Origin of the sequence: Pedobacter sp. Leaf176 (assembly GCF_001424305.1) — a bacterium.
GTDB lineage: Bacteria > Bacteroidota > Bacteroidia > Sphingobacteriales > Sphingobacteriaceae > Pedobacter.
On the sequence record NZ_LMPD01000001.1, the window covers coordinates 30,795 to 54,559 of the forward strand.

21 protein-coding genes are annotated in these 23,765 nt (G+C 38.4%); 15 read left to right on the top strand and 6 right to left on the bottom strand.

Annotated features, from left to right (window positions below; genetic code table 11):
- The first annotated feature begins 199 nt into the window (after window positions 1-199).
- Window positions 200-931, top strand: a complete 732-nt coding sequence (locus ASF92_RS00150) for a class I SAM-dependent methyltransferase (protein ID WP_056086079.1) — start codon at window positions 200-202, stop codon at window positions 929-931.
- Between the two features lie 294 nt (window positions 932-1,225).
- On the opposite strand, the gene hisS is transcribed toward ASF92_RS00150, so the two are convergent.
- The 3 genes from hisS to ASF92_RS00165 form a co-directional block, all read right to left on the bottom strand.
- Window positions 1,226-2,617, bottom strand: a complete 1,392-nt coding sequence (hisS, locus tag ASF92_RS00155; protein ID WP_056086083.1) for a histidine--tRNA ligase — start codon at window positions 2,615-2,617, stop codon at window positions 1,226-1,228.
- Between the two features lie 65 nt (window positions 2,618-2,682).
- Window positions 2,683-3,426, bottom strand: coding sequence for a LytTR family DNA-binding domain-containing protein (locus tag ASF92_RS00160; RefSeq protein WP_056086085.1), 744 nt, complete (start codon window positions 3,424-3,426; stop codon window positions 2,683-2,685).
- A gap of 1 nt (window position 3,427) precedes the next feature.
- The gene (locus tag ASF92_RS00165; RefSeq protein ID WP_056086089.1) at window positions 3,428-5,026 is read right to left on the bottom strand and encodes a sensor histidine kinase; all 1,599 of its coding nucleotides are present in this window, start codon (window positions 5,024-5,026) and stop codon (window positions 3,428-3,430) included.
- Window positions 5,027-5,518: 492 nt separating this feature from the next.
- Between ASF92_RS00165 and fumC the strand changes: the two genes are divergently transcribed.
- The 6 genes from fumC (at window position 5,519) to ASF92_RS00195 (ending at window position 10,529) form a co-directional block, all read left to right on the top strand.
- Window positions 5,519-6,916: a class II fumarate hydratase gene (fumC, locus tag ASF92_RS00170; protein WP_056086092.1), complete on the top strand. Its 1,398-nt coding sequence runs from the start codon at window positions 5,519-5,521 to the stop codon at window positions 6,914-6,916.
- A 92-nt stretch (window positions 6,917-7,008) separates the two neighbouring features.
- The gene (locus tag ASF92_RS00175) at window positions 7,009-7,566 is read left to right on the top strand and encodes a fumarate hydratase (protein WP_231729706.1); all 558 of its coding nucleotides are present in this window, start codon (window positions 7,009-7,011) and stop codon (window positions 7,564-7,566) included.
- A 1-nt stretch (window position 7,567) separates the two neighbouring features.
- Window positions 7,568-8,374, top strand: coding sequence for a S1/P1 nuclease (locus ASF92_RS00180; RefSeq protein WP_056086095.1), 807 nt, complete (start codon window positions 7,568-7,570; stop codon window positions 8,372-8,374).
- Between the two features lie 294 nt (window positions 8,375-8,668).
- Window positions 8,669-9,103, top strand: a complete 435-nt coding sequence (locus tag ASF92_RS00185) for a hypothetical protein (RefSeq protein WP_056086098.1) — start codon at window positions 8,669-8,671, stop codon at window positions 9,101-9,103.
- A gap of 208 nt (window positions 9,104-9,311) precedes the next feature.
- Entirely contained in the window at window positions 9,312-9,746 is a 435-nt protein-coding gene (locus ASF92_RS00190) for a low molecular weight protein-tyrosine-phosphatase (protein WP_056088979.1), read from the top strand.
- 39 nt (window positions 9,747-9,785) lie between these two features.
- On the top strand, window positions 9,786-10,529 hold the full coding sequence (locus ASF92_RS00195) for a ThuA domain-containing protein (RefSeq protein WP_056086101.1): 744 nt from the start codon (window positions 9,786-9,788) through the stop codon (window positions 10,527-10,529).
- Between the two features lie 40 nt (window positions 10,530-10,569).
- On the opposite strand, the gene ASF92_RS00200 is transcribed toward ASF92_RS00195, so the two are convergent.
- Window positions 10,570-11,238 carry a hypothetical protein gene (locus tag ASF92_RS00200; protein ID WP_157263660.1) on the bottom strand — a complete coding sequence of 223 codons (669 nt, stop codon included), beginning with the start codon at window positions 11,236-11,238 and terminating at the stop codon, window positions 10,570-10,572.
- Window positions 11,239-11,528: 290 nt separating this feature from the next.
- Between ASF92_RS00200 and ASF92_RS00205 the strand changes: the two genes are divergently transcribed.
- The 4 genes from ASF92_RS00205 (at window position 11,529) to ASF92_RS00220 (ending at window position 14,494) form a co-directional block, all read left to right on the top strand.
- A complete protein-coding gene (locus tag ASF92_RS00205) occupies window positions 11,529-11,984 on the top strand; it encodes a PA2169 family four-helix-bundle protein (RefSeq protein WP_056086107.1) in 456 nt (151 codons plus the stop codon).
- Window positions 11,985-12,224: 240 nt separating this feature from the next.
- Window positions 12,225-12,602: a hypothetical protein gene (locus tag ASF92_RS00210; RefSeq protein WP_056086110.1), complete on the top strand. Its 378-nt coding sequence runs from the start codon at window positions 12,225-12,227 to the stop codon at window positions 12,600-12,602.
- A 122-nt stretch (window positions 12,603-12,724) separates the two neighbouring features.
- Window positions 12,725-13,930, top strand: coding sequence for a hypothetical protein (locus ASF92_RS00215; protein WP_056086111.1), 1,206 nt, complete (start codon window positions 12,725-12,727; stop codon window positions 13,928-13,930).
- Between the two features lie 39 nt (window positions 13,931-13,969).
- Complete coding sequence (locus ASF92_RS00220) at window positions 13,970-14,494, top strand: hypothetical protein (RefSeq protein ID WP_056086114.1); 525 nt, start codon at window positions 13,970-13,972, stop codon at window positions 14,492-14,494.
- Between the two features lie 349 nt (window positions 14,495-14,843).
- Here the strand turns inward: ASF92_RS00220 and cphA are convergent, their stop codons facing one another.
- On the bottom strand, window positions 14,844-17,459 hold the full coding sequence (gene cphA / locus ASF92_RS00225; RefSeq protein WP_056086115.1) for a cyanophycin synthetase: 2,616 nt from the start codon (window positions 17,457-17,459) through the stop codon (window positions 14,844-14,846).
- 284 nt (window positions 17,460-17,743) lie between these two features.
- Between cphA and ASF92_RS00230 the strand changes: the two genes are divergently transcribed.
- The 4 genes from ASF92_RS00230 to ASF92_RS00245 all read left to right on the top strand — a co-directional run bounded on the left by ASF92_RS00230 (window position 17,744) and on the right by ASF92_RS00245 (window position 22,772).
- Entirely contained in the window at window positions 17,744-18,619 is an 876-nt protein-coding gene (locus ASF92_RS00230) for a cyanophycinase (RefSeq protein WP_056086116.1), read from the top strand.
- Window positions 18,620-18,705: 86 nt separating this feature from the next.
- Window positions 18,706-19,548 (top strand): isoaspartyl peptidase/L-asparaginase, encoded by an 843-nt coding sequence (locus ASF92_RS00235; RefSeq protein WP_056086121.1) that lies wholly within the window; start codon window positions 18,706-18,708, stop codon window positions 19,546-19,548.
- A 29-nt stretch (window positions 19,549-19,577) separates the two neighbouring features.
- Window positions 19,578-20,258 (top strand): hypothetical protein, encoded by a 681-nt coding sequence (locus ASF92_RS00240; protein ID WP_056086124.1) that lies wholly within the window; start codon window positions 19,578-19,580, stop codon window positions 20,256-20,258.
- A gap of 342 nt (window positions 20,259-20,600) precedes the next feature.
- On the top strand, window positions 20,601-22,772 hold the full coding sequence (locus tag ASF92_RS00245; protein ID WP_231729707.1) for a carboxy terminal-processing peptidase: 2,172 nt from the start codon (window positions 20,601-20,603) through the stop codon (window positions 22,770-22,772).
- 72 nt (window positions 22,773-22,844) lie between these two features.
- Here ASF92_RS00245 and ASF92_RS00250 read toward each other — a convergent pair whose 3' ends face one another.
- Window positions 22,845-23,765, bottom strand: a complete 921-nt coding sequence (locus ASF92_RS00250; RefSeq protein ID WP_056086129.1) for an AraC family transcriptional regulator — start codon at window positions 23,763-23,765, stop codon at window positions 22,845-22,847.

Here is a 23,765-nt window from a genome sequence, read left to right on the forward strand (position 1 = left end):
TGAGAAAAGACGGTTAATATTTTGCCTGTGCTTTTTCAATCTGCCAAAAGTAGCAATTACTATTTGATTATATATATTTAAACAGTAATATTGATTTTACAGTGTACATAACTACAATTCCGATGGAAAACTTTAGATGAGCCAGCACTGTTTACACTGAGTGTTAATTCGGAATCATTGATATAGCCAAATTCAAATAATGAAAGATAATTTTTCTTTGCAGGCAGCAGAATATGTACTGTACAGGCCAACCTATCCGAAGGAACTGTACGACTACCTTTATACATTGGTTAGAAGCAACGATTGGGCCTGGGATTGTGCAACCGGCAATGGTCAGGTGGCCACGATACTGGCCCAGAAATTCCAAAAGGTTTATGCCACAGACATGAGTGAGAAACAGCTCCAGCAGGCATTGAAATTACCTAATGTAACTTATAACGTGGAATCTTCCGACAAGGCTAGTATTGCTGACGACAGTTTTGATTTAATTACTGTAGCACAAGCCATTCACTGGTTTAATTTTGACGCTTTCTATTCAGAGGTAAAGCGTACGTTGAAACCCGGCGGAGTTTTAGCCGTAATCGGCTATGGCTTAATGTCTATCGACAAGCGTGTGGATAGGGTAATTTATAAATTGTACGAAAATATGCTTGGGAAATATTGGGATAGCGAGCGCAGGTATATTGAAGAGGGTTATAAAACGATTCCCTTTCCGTTTGAAGAGATTATTGCGCCACATTTTCAAATTAAAACTTCATGGAATTTTAACCAGATGATAGGCTATCTTAACACTTGGTCTGCCTTGCAGCATTATAAAAAAGCCAACGACAGAAACCCGCTTGAATATCTATTGACAGAATTGAAAGAAGCATGGGGAAATGATGCGGTTAAAGATGTGCACTTCCCGGTTTTATTGAGGATAGGGAAATAGGATTAGCCGTAAAGCTGGGTGCTTAGTTTTACCACAAAGTACACAAAGAAAGGCGCAAAGAACACAAAGCTATGCTATTATTTGCAAGTTTCCTGTCCTCTGTGAAAACTCAGTGAACTCCGTGTTTAAAATCGAAAACCTTATAGCTAAGGTTGTTGCTTAGTTTTACCACAGAGTACACAAAGTTAAGCTACCGCTATTTGCGAGGCTATAAAAGGCTTAAGTTTTTTTTATGGTAAACAACGCTGTATTGCTCTGTACCCTCAGTGAGCTCCGTGGTTAAAACCGAAAACCTTACTTCAATAAATCCATGATACCTAGAACAGTCAGTTTTTTCTGCTCGCCGCTTTGCATATCCTTTAATGTCAGCTCGCCGCTTGCAATTTCATCTCCACCGATCAAGATAACATAAGGAATATTCTTGGCATCGGCATAAGCCATTTGTTTTTTCAGCTTTGCGGATGATGGGTAAATCTCAGCCGAAATACCTGCATTCCTGAATTGTTGCAGAATTGGCAATGCATATTGCTCTGCCTCTGCATCGAAATTACTGATTAAAACCTTTGTGCCGATTTCTGAGGATGCAGGAAAAAGGTTTAACTCTTCCAGTACATCATAAATTCTATCAGCGCCGAAAGACACACCAACACCTGTCAGGTCTTTCAGGCCGAACATGCCGGTTAAGTCGTCGTAACGACCGCCGCCACCAATACTGCCCATTGCAACCTCGTTCGTTTTAACCTCGAAGATACAACCTGTATAATAGTTTAAACCACGCGCTAAGGTAACATCCAGTTCCAGTTTTGCCGTTAATGGCAGCGCATAAGCGATCAGGCTTTCTACATAAGCAAAAACCTGTTCAATTTCGGCAATACCTTTTAAGCCGATCTCAGAAGTAGCTAAAACTTCTTTCAGGCTTGCCAGTTTTTCTTCATTTGTTCCCTCCAGTAAAATAACCGGACGAATTTTATCTAAATCGTCTGCTGTAAAACCCCGCTCCAATAATTCTTTACTTACGCCATCCAGACCTATTTTATCCAGCTTGTCAATGGCGACAGTCATGTCAATAATTAAATCAGGTTTATCTATAATCTCTGCGATACCAGATAGAATTTTTCTATTATTAATTTTAATGCTGAAATCTTTCAGCCCCAGTTTAGCTAAAGCTTCGTTATAAATCAGGATAAACTCTGCCTCGTTTAATAAACTTTCTGAACCCACAACATCGACATCACACTGGTAAAATTCGCGGTACCGGCCCTTTTGAGGCCTATCGGCGCGCCATACCGGCTGAACCTGGAAACGTTTAAAAGGTAAAGTGATTTCATGTTGATGCATCACTACGTAACGGGCAAAAGGAACGGTCAAATCGTAACGAAGTGCTTTTTCAGAAATTAATGGAATGAGTTTATTGCTGTTTTCTTCTTCTGCAAAGTCAAAAGATTTCTTTTTAGGATCTTTGAGGTATTCCCCGCTATTCAGAATTTTGAAAATCAGTTTATCGCCTTCGTCGCCATACTTTCCGGTTAAGGTAGAAAGGTTTTCAAAGCTTGGCGTTTGAATTTCTGCGTAACCATATTTCCTGAATACTGTTTTAATGGTATCGTATATAAAGTTGCGTTTCACCATTTCAACAGGCGTAAAATCGCGCGTACCTTTTGCTAATGAGGGTTTAATTACTGACATAGCCGCAAAAGTACAAAAATGCCGGGTTTAAACCTTACAGGTTTCCAAAACCTGTAAGGTTTGTTTTATTTTCCCAACACAGCTTTAACCATTTCCCTGTTCGGTTTTGATACCGGGATTTTATCTCCGTTATTCATTAACAACATACCACCATCTTCTTTTAACCAGCTTTTTACAAACTTCGGATTGACCAAATGACTTTGATGTGCACGAACAAATCCTTGCGGTTTTAATAAATCCGCATATTCTTTTAATGGCTTAGATATTAGGATCTGCTCACTATTTGATAAATGGAAAAAAGTGTAGGTATTATCGGCAACGCAGCGAACAATATCATCAACTGAAACATAGCGGATTTCGTGTTGTTGGGGCAGTGCAATTTTAGGAACGGCGGGTTCAGTTCGTTTGATTTGATTAAGCAAAAAGTTGAGTTGTTCTCCATTAATTTTATTCGCAATTCTCGCTTCAGCTTTCGAAACCGATAAAATTAATTCGTCAGGGTCAACTGGTTTAAGCAGGTAATCCAAGGCAGCAAACTTTACGGCCTGTATTCCGTAGTTATCGTAAGCGGTTACAAATATAACTTCAAAAGTTTTCTCACTTAGTTTTTTCAGCAAATCGAAACCCGTGTGTTTTCCCATCTGTATATCAAGAAAAATTAAATCCGGGTGGTGCAGGTTTACTTGTTCGAAGGCATCATCAATGTTGCCGGAAACGGCTACAACTTTAACTTCAGGACAATTCTTTCCCAGCAAAACCTGCAGGTTTTCTAAATTTGCCTGCTCATCATCTACTAAAATCGTCCTCATTTTATAACCATTGTGTTAAAGTAATTGTAACCACCGTTCCATTTATGTCGGACTGAATGTCTAAAACGAAAGGTGTATTTTTATAAATCGTGTTCAGTAAAGATATCCGGTTTTTACTAAGTGCCAAGCCTAAGCCATTATACTTTTGAGTTGCATTGAAACCTTTGCCATTGTCGCTTATTTTTAACACTAAATCTGATGTTTGCTTTTCAAAGCAAATGGTAATTTCGCCCTTATTCCCTTTTTCAGCAATGCCATGCTTAATGGCGTTTTCTACAAAAGGTTGCAAAAGCATCGCAGGTATTTCTATGTTTTCTATATCTAAATCCGCGGAGGCATTCAACTGATATTTAAAACCGAACCTCAATTGCTCCATTTGGAGGTAATCATCCAGCAACGTTTTTTCTTCGGTTAAACTGACGAGTTCTTTGCTATCTAATACATTTCGTGTTAAGCGGGCGAACTTACTGAGGTAACGATTGGCATTATCGATTTCACTTTTGTTCATCAGATTTTGAATACCAGCAAGTGCATTAAATAAAAAATGCGGATTTAGTTGTGACCTCACCACTTCCAGCTTTGATTTTGAAATTTCTTTCTGTTGTTGCTCAGCTAGAAGTTTCTTTTTGTTCTTTCGCTTAATGTAGACCCCAATTAAACCAAAAATTATCCCCAACAGCGCACCCGAATAGCCGATATAAGTGAAAAGTTCTTTTTTGGTGAAGTTTTCTTCGTCTAAGGTTATAGAAATAGTGTGTCTGGTTACATATTTTTCTATTGCTGCTTTGGACGTACCACCCTCAATCAAGGGCTGTATAATAACCTCATAATCTCCCGATTTTTTGAAAACCCCTTTATCAATAGATACGTAAGGTAAATAGTCATCCGCAACAACATTATAATGGCTATTATCATAATTCCATGAGGTGGAGGTAAAAATAATCTTGCCTGAAATTGGGTCCGCAATCATTAAGCGATACAAGAAATCAATATCTGTTTTGTCTATTACAATATTTAAAGCTCTGGTCTTATTTGATAGCAGAATATCTTTTACATTATCTGGGTCTGCAGCTATTCCACTTCCTCCATCATCGAAGACGACCCCTTTTGTGATAGAACTGATTTTAGCAGGTTGGATAATCTTCGCAAAGTAAATACTTTTGAAAATCTTTTCTGGTTGGCTAGTTTTATAAAGGAGGATAGTAAGACTCTTATTTGTAATATTATAGGTTCCTAGATTTACATTATTAAACTGTGGATTAAATTTATCCTCATACACATTAAGCCCCTCAAAACTTTGGTTAAGTTTGATTGGTGCATGATCTAGAATTATGGTGTATCTATATAAGCTTAAAGTATCTGTTTTTAAGAAGTAGGTAGAAAAAGCTATTTTTTTAGAACTCGGAATATAATTAAACATCACATTAGGCTGATTAGGAAAGACATTACGGTTAAAGACTTCTTTTGATGGCGCATCGACTGAAAAATCAATCCAATTTCCTCCAATATACTTTTCATTTGTTATGCCTTGTGCACATGAAACAACCACCTGACAAATAGCTATGGTGTAAACTGTAAAAAATATAATTATCTTTTTCATACATTAAATATTTCCTTAAACCTCCGCTTAAAAATTGGCCTGTAAAATCCTAAAATAGTAAATGAAACCATCAACTTAGTATTTGGATGGTTACGAACAGAATTTAATTTAGGCTTGGTAGTAAAGCAGGTCATACCCAAGCACAAATGGCGAAGAATAATGCGATTGTGGAATAAGCTTTCCTAGAGAAACCAAGTTTATTAATAAGCCGCTATCCTAAATATGCCATTCTGAGGCCTAATTTATTCCATATAAATAACAGCGGAATTTTAGTGGCATTGATTAGACTGCAAGGAGTCGTCCTTCCCAACTTGATTCGGAATCTTAATGCGATAAGCCTGAAGTTAAGATTCCCGCCTGCGCGGGAAGGAAGACTACCCAAATGGGTTTGTCATCAGAAATACCTCCAATTCATACCTTTTAAATATCGAAGATAATACCTTGCTTTATAGGCAAAAAACTTAAATTTGCCACAACAAAAATCAAAATATAATGAGTTTCAGAATAGAACACGATACCATGGGCGAGGTGCAAGTGCCTGCCGACAAATACTGGGGTGCACAAACCGAACGCTCACGCAATAACTTCAAAATCGGGCCTGAGGGTTCAATGCCTAAAGAAATCATCCATGCCTTTGGCTATCTGAAAAAAGCTGCGGCATTGGCCAATACTGAGCTTGGCGTACTTTCTGCCGAGAAAGCAGCGTTGATTGCCAAAGCTTGTGATGAAATTATTGCCGGCGATTTAGACGATCAGTTCCCATTGGTTATCTGGCAAACCGGATCTGGCACGCAAAGTAACATGAATGGAAACGAAGTAATTGCAAACCGTGCTCATGTAATTAATGGCGGCGCATTGGCTGACGATAAAAAAGTGCTCCACCCAAATGACGATGTGAATAAATCGCAATCATCAAACGATACTTACCCAACTGCGATGCACATTGCAGCCTATAAATTAACAGTAGAGAATACCATTCCTGGTTTGGAGCAACTGCGTAATGCTTTGGCCGTAAAAGTTGAAGAATTTAGTGCAATCGTTAAAACGGGCCGTACGCATTTCATGGATGCAACGCCGCTAACACTTGGACAGGAGTTTTCTGGCTACGTTCAGCAAATTGATAACAGCATCAGAGCAATTAAGAACGCTTTGGTTATGGTTGCTGAACTGGCTTTAGGGGGTACGGCAGTAGGGACTGGTTTAAATACGCCTAAAGGTTACGATGTTTTAGTGGCTCAGAAAATTGCCGATTTAACCGGCTTGCCTTTTGTTACGGCTCCAAACAAATTTGAGGCTTTAGCTGCGCATGATGCAATGGTGGAACTTTCCGGTGCTTTAAAACGTACAGCAGTTGCCTTAATGAAAATAGCAAATGATGTTCGTATGTTGAGTTCCGGGCCGCGTTGTGGCATTGGGGAAATTGTCATTCCTGATAACGAGCCAGGTTCTTCAATTATGCCAGGAAAAGTGAATCCAACCCAACCGGAAGCATTAACTATGGTTTGTGCCCAGGTTATCGGTAATGACGTTGCTGTTTCCGTCGGCGGTATGTCAGGTCATTTTGAACTGAACGTTTTCAAACCTTTAATCGCAGCCAACGTATTACAATCCGCTCGTTTGATCGGTGATGCTTGCGTTTCTTTCACTGTGAAATGCGCGGCAGGAATAACTGCAAACTTACCGGAAATCGAAAAACACTTACAAAATTCACTAATGTTGGTTACGGCGTTAAATCCTCATGTAGGCTATGAGAATGCAGCTAAAATTGCAAAAAAAGCGCATAAAGAAAATAAAACGTTAAAGGCTGCAGCTGTTGAGTTAGGACTCTTAACCAACGAACAATTTGATGAATGGGTTCGGCCAGAAGACATGGTTGGCAGTTTGAAATAATCCCTGTTTTAATAATATTAAACTTACGATTTGATTTACAGTTTGCATTTAGAATCGTAAGTTTTAAAGAAAAAATAATCGTCCTGCGAAAAATGACAATACCTAAAAGAATATCAGGTAGTTTAGAAAAATTAAAGCTGAACTTAAGGCTTAAACACCTTTACCTTTTACCTTTCGCATTCTACCTTTTACTTTTTTTAAGTGCTTGTTCCCCCCGTCCAAATATTCAGGGCAAAGGGGAGGCTTTCATGCAGGGTATCTGGAATCAGGACTCCGTTGCGTTCAGCGATAAATTAAGCAATTACACCCAACATCACTTCAAAATTACCTGCGACTCCATTTACATCGATTTGGTGACCTACAGCAAACTGAACCTTTATGAAGATTCATGTTACAATAACGGTATTTGGAAAGAATTTGCGAAAGGCGTTTACGCTGTAAAAGGAGATACCTTATTTGTCGGTGCTACTTTTACGCATGCCAATTACAAACAAAAAATTTCGGGCTGTTACCGCATCGGCCGTTACGATAAGAACTTCCTGATTAAGAAAAAGTCTTCGGATACATTGGTTTTGGAAAGTCTGAGCGACCGCCGCGAAATAACATTATCACTAAAAGAAAAAGTTACCTGCGTACAAAAAGAATTATAAAATGATATTGAGAACACTGAAGAATAAACTGGCAATGATTTCAGCAATAGGTTTGTTAGCCTATTTGCCTATGCAGGCAAACGCGTGGGGCATGATTGGCCACCGTGTGGTTGGCCAAATTGCGGATAGCTATTTAAATGCAAAAACCCGTAAGGCCATCCAAGCCATTTTGGGCAACGAAAGCCTTGCCATGTCGGCAAACTGGGGCGATTTTATAAAATCAGATTCTGCATACAATTACATGTATAACTGGCACTTCGTAAACCTTCCTGGCGGCTTAGATAAAAAGGGAATTTATAACATCCTTGAAAGTGAGCAAGCGCCAAACCTTTATAACAAGATTATCGATTTAACAGCCGTTCTAAAAAAATCAAACAGCACTGTTGAAGAGAAAAAATTAGCGCTTCGTATGCTTATACATATGGCCGGCGATTTATCCCAACCCATGCACGTAGCGCATAAAGAGGATTTAGGTGGAAACAGGGTTTCTGTTGTATGGTTTAATGAGAAATCAAATTTACACCGGGTATGGGACGAACAGTTAATTGAATACCAGCAATTAAGTTATACGGAATTCGCAAAAGCAATTAATCATCCATCAGCTGTTCAACTATACAACTGGCGGAACACCAGCCTGAAGGATTGCATTTACGAATCTTACCTGGTGTGCGGAAAAATTTATGATTATACCAAGCCCGATTCTAAGTTAAGCTACCGGTACAACTTTGATTGGGTGGAAACACTAAATCAGCAACTGCTGAAAGGTGGTGTTCGCCTTGCTAAGATGCTGAACGATATTTACGGGTAGCTAAAAGCTTATGTAATTTGAGGCTGTATCATAAAGATTGACGGTGGCTCAAAAGCAAATATATTTTGATACCCCCGTCATTCCCAATTAAATGGGGAATCTTAATGCTATTGTGGAATGCTTTAAAATTAGCTTCGCTGAGCAATCGTGGTTCCCGCCTGCGCGAGAATGACGGGAAACGAAATAACATTCTGGTCCTTCACTGCTAGATTTTACCTTTGATACAGCCTCTTGTTTTTATAAATGTAGCGTTAATTCATCTCATCACGTTTTAGGGTTAAAAACCAAAACACTATGAAAAAATTGTTCCTTATTTTAGTACTCTTTACTGCATTCGGTTGTAAAAAGAAATCCATTAACCCGGAAGACATTACTCAATATGAGTGGTTGTTGTCTACTGCTACGATTAGTCCGGCGATGGTCATTAATGGAAAACCTGAAACGAATTTTAAAACGATGTCGGGCCCCTCAGGCTGTTTAAACAGTAATTATACGCTTTCATTTTCTAAAGATGGTTCTTATGCTTTCAGCTCTAATGGTCCACTTTGCGATATGATTTCTTTCCGAAATGCAAAGTATACCCGTAATGGAAACGAAATTACCTTGAATGATGGTGGAGCGCAGCCCAGTAAGTATATTTTAAGTGGCAACAGCATCACCAATAAATATACATTTGAACAAAATAATGTGAGTTATACCGTTACTTATATTTACAACCCGAAACAATAGCTGGTAAGCCTATATTCTGAATTGTTGATCTAAATCTTTCGGCAATGAACATCCGGTATTTCTCATCCCACACGCATTCGCAGGTAAAATTAGGAATTATTAGCTCCTGACTCGATTTGGACCGATAATTAAAATCTCATAACTTACAGGCTAATTACATCTGGCTCGATTTATGGGCTTGTTTCATAATTATAATACAACACTATATTTGAAAATTTTAATGGTTTGCCTGGGTAATATCTGCCGTTCGCCACTCGCGGAAGGTATTATGCGCCATTTGGCAAATGAAAAAAAACTTAACTGGGAAGTTGCATCTGCTGGTACAGGAAATTGGCATATTGGTAAAGCACCCGACAATAGAAGTATTGCCGCAGCAAAGGCAAATGGTTTTGATATCAGCACCCAGCGAGCGCAGCAGTTCAGGCATAATATGTTTGCCGAATATGATTTGATATTCGTAATGGACAGGAATAATCTCAATGACGTACAGGCACTTGCAAAAACTCATAAAGAGCGCAAAAAGGTAATGTTATTTTTAGATAACGATGAAGTTACAGACCCATATTGGGATAATGCACTATTTGGGCCTGTTTGCAAACAAGTTGAAGAAAGATGTAGAGAAATTATCCAACAACTTTCTTAATTTAGTACTTAAGATTAAATTTATACGCTAACCATTATTATGAAAAAGCTGTTCTCCATTTGCCTGCTAATTGCTAGTGTCATTTTATTTCAAAGCCATGCTTTTGCAAAGAAAGATCCCAGTATTTTGGTCTTCTCCAAAACCAAGGGCTTTCGACATGCATCTATTGAAGCGGGAAAAACAGCCATTCAGAAATTAGGATTAGCACATCATTTTTTAGTTGACACAACGGAAAATGCAGAATTATTTACGGAAGCCAATCTAAAAAAGTATGCAGCAATACTTTTTTTAAGCACTACAGGAGATGTTTTGAATGATGCACAACAAGCTGCATTCGAAAAGTACATTCGAGGCGGCGGTGGATACGTAGGTGTTCATGCAGCAACAGATACAGAGTATGGCTGGCCCTGGTACGGAAAACTTGCTGGTGCTTACTTTTTGAGTCACCCGGAACAGCAGACTGCGCGATTCGTTATCAAAGATAAAAAGCATCCTTCCACAAAATTCATGACCGATTCTGTCTGGATGCACAGAGATGAGCTATATAATTTTAAAGACATCAATCCAGACATAAAGGTGCTGATCACTATTGATGAATCATCATACAAAGGCGGCAAAAACGGCAATTTCCACCCTTTTAGCTGGTACCACAACTTTGAGGGGGGAAGGTCTTTTTACACTTCGATGGGGCACACCAACGAAGCCTGGGTAGACAATATGTTTCTAAGACACCTATACGGTGGAATTGAATACGCAATTGGCGGGCAAAAAAAACGCCGTTAATATAGAACCCGAACGGAGTTACGTTGATTGTTTAATGGGTTTAATGGTTTAATTCGTTTTCATTGACCAGGTAAATGTATTTCAGCATGCAAAAGGAAGCGATAGCACCGAATGTATGCCACAAAAAATGCGTTCCTATACTTAACATTCCCCATTTATCCATTATACGAAAAGTTAATGCAAATGTAAAAGCAAGCAAAGCAAAACCAACCCATTTGCCGTTTTTCCATGCCGTTTTAATAAGGTACCCAAGAACAGGGAACAGGACTATAGCTGCCATGAATGCATAATTGATGTTTATAAAGATTTGGAAATCGGCACCAGTAAACTGCTTTCTCAAAAAAGCCTGGAAAAACGCATAAACAATGACAATAGAAACTGCGAAATACCACTTGGTAATTTTAGCCAGGAAGTAGGTTCCTGCGGACAGACAAAGCAACATTATCGGTACCCAATCCATCATGATAAACACGGTCCAGCGCCTTAAACCATGATAGGTCGTTCCGCCAATGCCACCGATATACAATAAAATTAATGCGATTGATAAAAATGTGTGTTGTTTGAAGTTGCCCCAAAGTTTATATGTCCAGTATATCGCGATGGCCAGAAAAAAGCAACTCGTAATCGTATTTAGTGGTTCGGGGAATAAATGATTAAGATTTGTTTCCGTATAAACTGTACCGCCATCTGATGGGATCTGGATTGACATATTCATGCTATTTATGATTTATAACGCTTTAGGGAAATTAATGTTTGCGCCCAAAATCATACCTGACTGTTCGGATTTAGCACGTTAAATTTGCAAAAAGCGTTCCGGGTGGTCATAAACTCAGCAGAAATATTTAAATTGATATCGATGTTGGCTACAGAACAGGCAAATGCCAAGGCAGCAATTTTGGCGGATATTCAAGCGTATAGCATGTGAGAATAAGATTTTTGTAAAAATGACAAACCTTTCCCTTCTGTTCCTGTTGAAATACTACATTAAATCTATAAAACATGAAAACGACAACAGTAACAACAGAAGTTTTAAACGACCTTGTTCAAATTAACAATGATCGTATTGAAGGATATGAGAAAGCACGCCAAGAATTAAAAGATGGTGACCAAGATTTAAAGTCTTTATTTTTAAATATGATTGAAGAAAGCCAGAAATACAAATTAGCATTAGCTACTGAAGTTTCTGCTTTAGGTGAAGACATCGAAACAGGCACAACAACTTCAGGTAAAATTTATAGAGGCTGGATGGATGTTAAAGCTTTATTTACTGGCCATGATCGTCAAACGGTTTTAAACAATTGTGAGTTCGGCGAAGATGCTGCTCAGAATGCTTATAAAATGGCGTTGGAAGAAGAAGATTTGCCTTCAAATATCAGATCATTAATTTCTGATCAGAAAGCAGCTTTAAGACAATCTCACGACGAAATTAAAAGATTACGCGATTCTCAGGCATAAAAATAGTTTTAGTAATAATAATGAAGCCCTTTCGACCTAAGTTGAAAGGGCTTTTTTTTAATCATGTATTCCACTTCAATAATGTCAATCGGCATACATGTAATATATTGCGGCAGCCTTTACCAATAATTGCGCTTATAGCCTGGTATTTATTTTTCGTGTAAAATTTTAATAGTGCATCTGAAATGGTAATTCCATTGTGTAGCTTTATTATTCATCCCGCTCAAATTTAAATTAACGATGAATAAATTAATGCTCCAAAAAGGCAAAGCTATGGCTTGCCTGATTTTAATGTGTCTTGTACTCGGACAGTCTTGTAAGAAGGAAAACCGAATTCCTGTTGAAAGCCCCGATATAGAAAGCCAGCTAATTAAACAAGAACTTATCGAAAATTGGTTTAAGCAAAATCCGCTGTCATCTGTTTTGGAACCCGATTGGACCAAAGCCAGGCAGGCGCTTCATCAGGGAAAAAGCATTGTAAGGGTGCCGATACTAAATGTTGATAAATTAAACCATGCCACTGCTGTAAGTGCAAATAATGCAGGTTATTATGCCAAGCATCCGCCCGAAATTTCTTCCTACAAAACGCCGATGGGCAAATTGCTGGTTATTTATTAAACTTTATACCGAAAGATGTTCAGCATAATTTTGGAGAGAATGGCATTTGGACAGGAGAATTAATTGAATGGAATGTTAAAGGCGACACCCTGCATGTAATTGAATTTGCCGACAATAAGATTGTGAAGGACAAGCTTATTGCACCTGCATCAACTACAAAAACGAATTCGATAGGTGCCGTTTTAAAGCAAAATAAATTGGCCTTAGCAGCTAACAATGGAAATGGAGGCTTTTGGTCTTTTTTGGGCAGAGTTTTGGGTGCTGTAGCTGACTTTCTTGGTCTGCCCACACGCGACACCATTATTGATGGACTCAGAGTAGACTGGACAATAATTGGATCTGATATTAGCAGTTGGTTTGATGGTGCAGAAAGTTATTATGGAAGTACAGGCGGCGGTGCAGATGGGTATTTAAGTGCCGGCGGGCCAATTTACGTAAGTTATCTTGGTGCTTCGGGAGGAGGGAATACAGATACCGGTACTACAGGCGCAAATGTTTCACAAATTGTGTTCACAGAATATAAGATATATAAAGGCGGGCCTAATCATATTGACCCTCCGCTGGATGTAGATGATTATATTGTAACTGAATTAGGTTTTACCGGAAATGCGGCAAATTATTTAATGAGCCATATTGATGTACAACTGGCATTAGAAAATTATCTGGATGCTAATGGTAGAAACTTTGAAACTATTGAGTTTGTGAATTGGGTGGTGGAGTATTCAATGAGTAATTTGGACATACAGCCAGCTGAACTAATAGAAGCTAATAATATCCCAAATTGGTCTATTAATCTACCAAACTTAATAGATACTACGGGATTATCTCCCTATCCATCATTTAAAGCAGTAGTCTCTAATTTACCTGCATTTTTAAGTGAAAATCCAGATGTTATTACATCATTGATTAGATATACTGGATTTTCTAAAACTAAACTCATGCAATTAATGCAGCCTAATAAGGGCCCAAAAATTCAACTGGTTAGTAATCTTGTGGATGAATATGGACGTCCGTGTTTTGGTCAATTTGATCCTGGATCCAAAACATTAAAGATAAAAAAAGAATTAGTTGTTGGGCTAGACAAAGTTCAATCACCAAACAGATATTCTGCTCTTGGTATGTTGTTAGCAATTGTTACAATGCATGAATTTGTGCATTATGGACGAGATGTTAATAAGTTAACAAAACGAGTTAATATTGGTGGTATTTTGTATGAAGCGGGGATGGTTTTCGAATTAAGTATATCGCCCCCCTATATTTACGGTACTATCGATAGAAATAACGCTATCCAATGGGTTAAATTTTTTAATTTTAATATAAACGATTGATCCATAATTAAAAGTTTCTAATATAGAATAGAATTGACCATGTTAAAAAAAGGCATTATTTTACTTATTAATATAGCGATGTTTCCTGCTTGCCATTCAATTGATAAGAATAAAAACGAATTAAAAACTAGCGATACTACAAAAATTATGGCTTCCGTATTTAACGGAACAATGTTTTTAAAGGAAAATCCGAGTATTGACACTTTATTCTTGTTGAAAAATAAGTTTTTTAACAAAAGTTGGCCTCATCGTACAGCGAGATTAAAGATTGAATTTATAGATGATAATTCAAAAACAAGAATGTTTAATATTGGGCCTGGCTTTCCTTGCGATGCAAGGCAAAGATTGAGTATTCTTAAGTTTAACTATAAAAAAGATACCGTAAATATGGTTATGCTAGACCATGGAAGTAATCTATTCTACGATACAAAACTTATAAATAGAAATAAAAATTGGGAGGTTGTGAAGGAAGAGATAAGTGTTGGGGGGAGGGTGGAGAGATTTGAATTTGAAGATGAAGACTGGTATTTACTTCTAAAAGAGAAAAAGGAAAAGAAATTATAATATTTAGTCAGAAGTATAAAGTAAAATTTTAGTCTAAAACTAAATTAATATTTGCCCACCGTCAAATCTAGCTCCATTATATAAAAGCGATCGTTCAATTTTACTAAACTGAATAAAAGAGAGAGATATGAAATAACAAAATTCGAAAAAGCAGCTGACACCGTTATATTAAAACTTTATAATTTTGGCTTAAGGGAGGGTTACAACTTAAAATTATCCTATCAAAAAGGCCTGAGATAATTGTAGATGAACAGAGTTATGTTTATTGACAGTAAAAATGCCCCCAATAAGTGTCTAACTTTTTGGGGGCAGTCTATCTCTAATACAGGTGCCTTATTTTAAATAAATATTACGCTTCCAGTTCTCTATCCAGATGCTCCGTAACCCGTTGAATGGTATTGTCAATCGTGTTACTCAGGATTGTTAGATAAGAGCCTTTTTTCGCATTGTCAATTGCAATCTGTAAACATTCGGTACTCTTATTGTTGATGATAATTTCTTTATTAGCATCAACCTCTTTGATGCCTTTTACCAGCAAATCAACTAATTCATCTTGTGTCCGTCCGCGCAGGTATTTTTCCTGGCAGATGTAAATCTTATCGAACATTTGTGCAGCAATTCGCGCAGTTTCAATAATATCCTCGTCCCGCCTGTCGCCGGTACCGGAAATTATTCCTACATGTTCTGTTGATTCTACGCTTTGCAAATAAGCTTTAACACCATTAAAACCGTCAGGATTATGTGCAAAATCGACCAATACTTTAAAGTCCTTAAATCTGAAAATATTCATTCTGCCGGGCGTGTGTGCGGCTGATGGAATAAAGGTTTCTAAAGACAATCGGATATCTTCCGGTTTATAGCCCCATAAGTAGGCTGCAAGCGTTGCGGCCAGCACATTTTGGATCATGAAGTTCACCGAACCTCCGAAGGTTAAAGGAATGTGCGTCGCCTTATCCACCCGTAATTTCCAGTCGCCGGTTTTTATAGTGATATACCCATTTTCATAAATGGCCGCAATACCACCTTTTCGGCAATGCTCTTTTATCACCGGATTATTTTCATCCATGCTAAAATAGGCTACTTTACAGCGGGCATCCCTGGCAATTTTCACACAATAACCATTGTCGGCATTTAAAACAGCCCAGCCTTTACGGCGAACGGCACCAATAACAACTGCCTTTACGCGGGTTAAATCATCCAGATTATGAATATCCGAAATGCCGAGGTGATCTTCCTGGATGTTCGTAATAACCCCAATATCACATTGGTTAAATCCCAATCCAGCCCGGAGAATACCGCCACGTGCAGTTTCCAAAACAGCAAACTCGACCGTCGGGTCTTTTAATATAAATTCTGCGCTAACCGGGCCGGTGGTATCACCTTTCATCAGCATGGTATTGTGTACATAAACCCCATCACTGGTGGTAAAACCTACACGCTTTCCATTGCTGCGAATAATGTGTGCAATTAAACGGGTGGTAGTCGTTTTTCCGTTTGTACCTGTAACCGCAATAATCGGGATTTGCGATAATTTTCCCTGTGGGTATAGCATATCAATTACCGATGCGGCAACATTTCTCGGCAAACCCTCGCTTGGCGCGAGGTGCATCCTAAATCCTGGTGCAGCATTTACTTCCAATACAACACCGCCATTTTCAGTTAGGGGTTGCGTCAGGTTTTGCGCCATAATGTCAATGCCACAAATGTCCAGTCCGATTACCCTTGAAATCCTTTCGCAGATGAAAATATTTTGTGGATGGACGATATCGGTCACATCAATTGAAGTACCACCGGTACTGAGATTGGCTGTGGATTTCAGATAAACAATTTCCCCTTTCTCCGGGATGGTTTCTAATGTATATTCTTTTTTAGCAAGTAAATCCAGCGTATCCCTGTCCACCGCAATCTCTGTTAATACGTTTTCATGTCCGTAACCGCGGCGGGGATCTTCGTTTTCCTTGTCGATTAATTCCTGTATTGTATGGATACCATTACCTTTTACATGGGCTGGGTCGCGTTGAGCGGCGGCAACAACTTTATGATCTATTACCAGAACGCGGAAGTCGTAGCCGGTAATGAATTTTTCGATAATGACTTTGCGTGAATAGGTTTTAGCATATTCAAAAGCAGCTTTGGCTGCTTCCAACGTTTTAACATTTATTGTTGCACCTTTGCCATGATTTCCGTCTAAAGGCTTAAAAACCAAAGGAAAGCCTACTTTTTTCACCGAGGCTTCTAAATCTTCCGGATTTGAAATGGTTACACCAGATGCAACCGGAATGGCCGCTTCGGTTAAAAGCCTTTTTGTCTCTTCCTTATTACTGGCGATATCAACGGCAATGCTGCTGGTTTTTTCGGTCATGGTGGCACGGAAGCGCACCTGATTTTTTCCGTAGCCCAGTTGTACTAAAGAACTTTTATTTAACCTGATCCACGGAATGCTCCGGCTTACAGCTTCCTGAACGATTGAACCGGTACTCGGACCCAATGCTTCCAGTTCACGGATTTCCTTCATCCGGCGGATATCGTGCTCCAAATCATATTCTACATTATCAATTAAAGCCTGGGCGATCTTTACTGCTGCTTCTGCCGCATAAGCCCCAACTTTTTCTTCAAGATAACTAAAAACAACGTTATATATGCCTTCTGTTTTGGTTTGCCGGGTCCTGCCAAAACCGGTTTCCATCCCCGCAATGGTTTGAATTTCCAAAGCAATGTGCTCAATAACATGACCCATCCATGTACCTTCTTTTACCCGGCTAAAAAAGCCGCCTTCTACCCCTTTTGAACAACGGTGGCTGAACATACTCGGCAAAAGTTTCTCTATCCTTTCGCTGAATCCGTCGATTGTATTAGTTGGGCGCTCTTCCAATTCCTCTAAATCGAGGCGCATCTGAATTAGTTTTTTGCGGTTTATCGACCATATATTTGGTCCTCTTAGCACTTGTATGTTTAATATCTTCATGTAATATTTTGTCTTTTTTTTATCCTGGATTGAGGATAAGCGCTATTCCATTTTAAGCATAATTGATGATGGTAAATTATGCATTTAATTTGAAAATAGATACTGCATTAACCTAAATCAATTTTAAAGTACAATTGTTTTGTTTTCAGCATCAACCAGCATAATTTTTAACTTAAAACTTTCAACTATTGTTAATAATTTGAAGATTATTGACAAAAAAAGTCGTGTTTTTTATCTTATCCTGATATATTTGGGTTTTTTGATACAATAATAACACGCAAAGAATGGTTCCGAAAGGTAAACTCATCATCATAGGTGGCGCAATAAACACCGGCAGTTTTGCAGAAACGCAATTTGGATTGCCGGATAACATGAATTTTTTTGAGCGCGGAATTCTAAAAAGAATTACCACTGAATCTGTTAAAAATACGGAATCACGCTTTGAAATTGTTACCACTGCATCGCTGATGCCCGAAAAAGTGGGCGAGGAGTACATTAAGGCTTATGCGCAACTGGATGTTCATAACGTTGGCGTTTTAAATGTAACCAATCGGGAGGAAGCAAACGCCGAAGAAAACTATGAACGTATAAAAGCTGCCGAAGTTATTATTTTTACGGGAGGCGATCAGCTGCGTTTATCGTCTATATTCGGAGGAACAAAAATTCACCAGGTTCTTTTGGAAAAATATAAAAATGAACCTGTCGTTATTGCGGGAACATCGGCTGGTGCCGCAGCAAGTTCCAAAAATATGATATACCAGGGCAGCAGTAAGGATGCTTTGTTGAAAGGCGAGGTTAAAATTACCGGTGGACTTGGTTTTATTGATGATGTAATTGTGGATACGCATTTTGTACAACGAGGAAGAATCGGACGTTTATTATATGCTGCTGCAAGCAACCCTGGCATTTTAGGTATTGGTTTAGGAGAAGATACCGGCTTATTTATCTCCGACGGCCATATCATGGAAGCTATTGGTTCAGGAATGGTTATTCTAGTTGATGGCCGCCAGATGGCTGATACAAATCTCACCGACGTAGAAATGGGGCAACCTGTTTCAATAAAAAATATGGTTGTACACGTTATGTGCGATGGCGACGTTTATGATTTAAAGGATCACAGTCTGGTAATTCATCATCCTAAAGTGATTCCGATAGGATAAAAAAAAGCAGAAGGTTCAAGACAAAAAGGAGGAAGGTTTATATTTCCTAATCTTGATACCTGCCACTAACGACTTGATACTAAAAAATGAAATTAATTATACACGGAGGCTTTTTTAGCGAATCGTCCACTAACCAAGAAACAAAAAAGGCCAAACAAGATGCCTTAGCAAATATTGTTACCCTCGGTTACGACTATTTAAAAAATCATACCGCTTTAGAAACTGTAGTTTATACTGTTGGCTTGCTTGAAGATAATGATTTATTTAACGCAGGGATAGGTTCTCAGATTCAGAGTGATGGAAAAGTTAGGTTAAGTGCAGCAGTTATGGATGGAAAAACTGCAAAATTCAGTGGTGTAATTAATGTCGAAGATGTTAAAAACCCAATCGAAATCGCTCAACATCTTTTAACTTACGATGATAGAGTTTTGAGTGGAGATGGCGCTCAAAACTTTGCCAGAAATAATGGCTTCGACTATTTCAACCCGATAACCGAACAACGCCAATCTGAATATGAAGTAAAATTAAATCAAAAGAATAATATAGGTACAGTGGGCTGTGTTGCTTTAGATACGGCAGGAAATTTAGCCGCCGCAACCTCAACCGGAGGAAAAGGTTTTGAAATCCCCTGCAGGGTAAGTGATTCGGCAACAGTTGCCGGGAATTATGCTAATGAATTTGCAGGCATTTCGTGCACTGGTGTTGGCGAAGATATTGTTAGCGGCGCATTGGCGGCGAAAATTGTAACCCGGGTTACAGACGGTTTTTCTTTAAAAGATGCATCAGACAAATCTTTCGCTGAACTTAAGGCATTTGATGGATTCGCAGGCGTAATCGGTATAGCTGCCAATGGTGATATTTACCACGTCGATTCTCACCCCTACATGGTTTGGGCGTCTTTTGATGTTAATTTACAGGTATTTAGCTGAAAATAGATTTAAAGTATTATTTTTGTTGCATGACTAAAATGGTTATGGCTTTTTTCAGCCTTTTTGCCTCCCTACAACTTTACGCACAAAATATTGATAAGTCTGACCAGGAGCCTGGCATTGGTGGTAGTGCAATAAATATTGCGGTCTCCAGGTACGACCTGGCAGAAGGATCCAATTATTTTGAAGATGCAGAGAGTCTGGAAAAAAAAGGAGATTTCAATGAAGCACTGACCCTATTTGGTAAGGCGGCTTTCGAATTTAATGCAGTAAGAAATTTTGGTTTATATTGTCAGGCGCTTATTAAAATGAGCAACATGCATTACCATTTAGGTCGTTTTACGGATGCCGAGCAAATCCTTTTAAATGTCGTTTTGAAAAATTACTCAAAAATGGGCAGTCGCATTGGTCAGATGAATACGTATAATATTTTAGGTAAAGTTTACCTCGCAGATAATAAATATACGCAATCAATGTGGTTTTACACACAACAAGGCATTCTGGCAAAACAAACTGGCAGCAATAATTCATACATTGAATCTGTTTTGGGTGTTGCCCAGGTTAAAATCAGGAAAAAAGATTTTGCACTGGCATCTAAAGACTTAAACCGTGCAGAACTCTTAGCGAGATCCATTAAGAGCAACCAATATAAGGCGCAGATTAGAGAATCTCGCGAAATCATAGCCAGTAAAACAGCATCGAAAAAATAGTACATAATCTTGCGTTCCTGTATAATTCATTCATTTTTGGATGGCATGCCACGGAGTAGTTGTGATGCCAATTAAACCCATCCTTCACGGCCAGATCATTCAGCGGTTGAACAGACCAATTGTTAATTTTTGTTAAAATTACATTGTTGTAATGTGCTGATTTTAAAACAAAAAGTGCGTCAACGCGTTATTTTAAACGATTGCCAGATAAAAATCTTTTAGCTAGATTTGATAGAATTAACAAGAGACGGTAATAATGCTGTCTCTTGTTTGTTTATCTGCTAAAATGGTATCATATTGGCTATATAGAATATAGAAATGGATTTTAAATTATTTAAAGAGATGTTGAAGAGAATATTTTTTGTGCTTTTTACCGCTGCAGTGCTTGCTTGCCATGCAGCCCCGAAAACCCAGCCAGTTGTGGATGGGGTAACTAATGTGAAGCCGGATGAACAACAACAACTGGTTATTAAAGAAGTTGTGAACCTGATAGAAAGCTATAATTATAAAAAGCTCGAAATTAACGACTCTATTTCTTCAATTATTTTGGATAAATACATCAAATCTTTAGATCAGGGTAAAAACTACTTTCTGGCTTCAGACATAAAAGAATTTGAAAAGTACAGGTATACCCTTGATGATGATTTCAAAAATGGAGATTTAAGCGGTCCTTTTTATATCTATAATGTTTATGCAAAACGCCTCAACGAGTATTTTAGCTATTCTTTAGCACAAATTAAAAATAAGTATGACTTCAATCAGAACGATACTTATGTGTACGACAGGGAAAAGATGCCATGGGCTACTTCCATCACCGCATTGAATGATACCTGGAAAAAACGGATTAAATATGAGCTGATTAATTTGAATTTAGCAGGTACAGCGCAGGCAAAGAATGTAGAGACTTTAACCAAGCGTTACCAGAATCTTCAGTCCCAAACGTCGAAAACAAATAATCAGGACGTATTTCAGATTTTAATGGATGCATTTACCGAATCTATTGATCCCCATACCAATTATTTCAACCCGGTAAATGCTGTTGCATTTAATGAAGATATGTCCCGTTCATTTGAAGGCATTGGTGCCCGTTTACAATTGGAAAATGAGGTTGTTAAAATTTCAGAAATCATTGCCGGCGGACCTGCTTTCAAAGATAAACAATTAAGCCCTGGGGACAGGATCATTGCGGTTGCACAAGGTGATGGAGAATTTGTCGATGTTGTTGGATGGCGACTTGATGCAACAGTATCCAAGATAAAAGGGGCCAAAGGCACAAAAGTTCGTTTGAAAGTGATCCCTGTTGGGAAAGAAATGTCGTCAAAACCGGTTATCATTTCACTTGTACGTGATAAAGTCGTTCTGGAAGAAACTTCGGCTAAGAAAAAGGTAAAAACCATCACTCAAAATGGAAAAGAGTATAAAATGGGTATTATCACTTTACCTGCTTTCTATGCTGATTTCAAAGCTGCAAATGCTGGTGATAAAAACTATAAAAGCACCACCCGGGATGTTAGAAAACTTATCGATTCCTTAAAAACTTTCGATAAAGTTGACGCAATTATAATGGATTTACGTGGTAATGGTGGCGGTTCTTTAGTAGAAGCGATTTCATTAACAGGCTTATTTATTGATAGAGGCCCTGTGGTTCAGGTAAAGGATTTACGTGGTAAAATAGAAGTTGATGAAGATGAAAACAGTGGTGTAGCCTGGAATGGCCCTTTTGGTGTGATGGTAGACCGTTTAAGCGCTTCGGCTTCAGAAATCTTTGCAGGTGCTATTCAGGATTACGGACGTGGTATTATCATGGGCAGCCAAACCTATGGTAAAGGAACTGTACAATCATCTATCGATTTGAATAAATTGGTAAATCCGAGTATGCTGCAAAGGGTTGCGGGCTTAATCACTAAGAATAAGACAACCGGAACTGCTCCATCTTCCACAACTGCCGCAGATATTAACCTGGGACAGATTAACCTGACAATGGCGAAATTCTATCGCGTGGCGGGAAGCAGTACGCAACACAAAGGTGTTACGCCTGATGTTGTTTTTCCTTCTTTATATCCGATGGATAAGATAGGCGAGGATACCGAACCTTCTGCGTTACCATGGGATGTGATTCCGAGTTCTAATTTTAAAGCTGTCGCAAACTTAACCGCTGTTAAGCCTAATTTAATCAAGAACAGTGAGCAACGTATTGCGAATTCCTTAGATTTTAAATACCTGAAACAAGATATTGCAGAGCTTAAAAAACGTGACGCAGAAACTTCGGTTACCCTTAACGAAGAAAAGCTGAAAGCAGAACGTGAAGCACAGGAAGCCAAAACGTTGGCGAGGGCTAATGAATTGAGATCGGCAAGAGGTTTACCGCCTATCAAAAAAGGAGATAAAATAACCAAGCAGGATGCTTTCGATTTCATAGAAGATGAATCATTGCATGTAATGGGCGATTTAATGCAGCAATCAGGTAATTATGTCATGAACCTTGGTATAGCTGCGGCAACAAGCTTTAAATAACATTCATTTATCAAGCGAGCCATCCATTTACAGATGGCTCGCTTTTTTTCAGAATCATTTTATAAATCAACCTCAATTAAAAGATTGTCTGAACGCGGAGGGCGTCAAATTTGTTTTGGATTTAAACAATTTGGTAAATGACTGTAAATGTTCGAAACCAAGCGAATAGGCAATTTCGCTAACAGATAAATCTGTTGTCGAGAGCTTTTCTTTCGCCACGCTAACTAATTTCTGATGCAGGTATTGTTGTGTATTCTGGCCAATAAGAGATTTTAACAGTGCGGAAAGATAACCTGCTGAAATATTTAGACTTTTGGCGATATAGTTCACGGTGGGTAAGCCCCTAACATCAAGATTATCGTCTTCGAAATATGCATTTAATATGTTTTCCAATCGATTTAACACCTCGTGGTTGACCACCTTTCGTGTAATGAACTGGCGACCGTAAAACCGTTGTGCATAATTTAAAAGTAGTTCTATCTGGGCGAGAATAACGTTTTGGGTAAAATGATCTATATTGATATCGGTTTCGTTTTTCACAAGCTGAGCAATAGCATTCAGAATTTCCTCTTCATTTTCAGAAACATGCAAGGCTTCAAATAATGAATAATCAAAAAAATCATAATCTTTTATGATTTTAGCTAGATGAGTGTACCAAAGTAACTCTGGATGAAAAAGAATCATCCATCCCGTAGGACGATGACTTTTACCGGCATTAACTTCTACAGTGAAAACCTGGCCTGGTGCCATAAAAAATAACACGCCATCATCGAAATCGCTCATTTGTTGACCATATTTAATTTTAGCGTCAGGAACACGTTTAAGCGCAATAGAGTAGAAATCAAAAATAATGGTGTTCGATCGTCCATTAACCGGCATCTGAACATCCCCTATATTTACGACACTAACTAATGGATGTCCCGGTTTTGGTAACCCTGCAAGTTTATGATATTCTGAAATTGTTCTAAAACGATATCTGTTGGAAGATTCCAT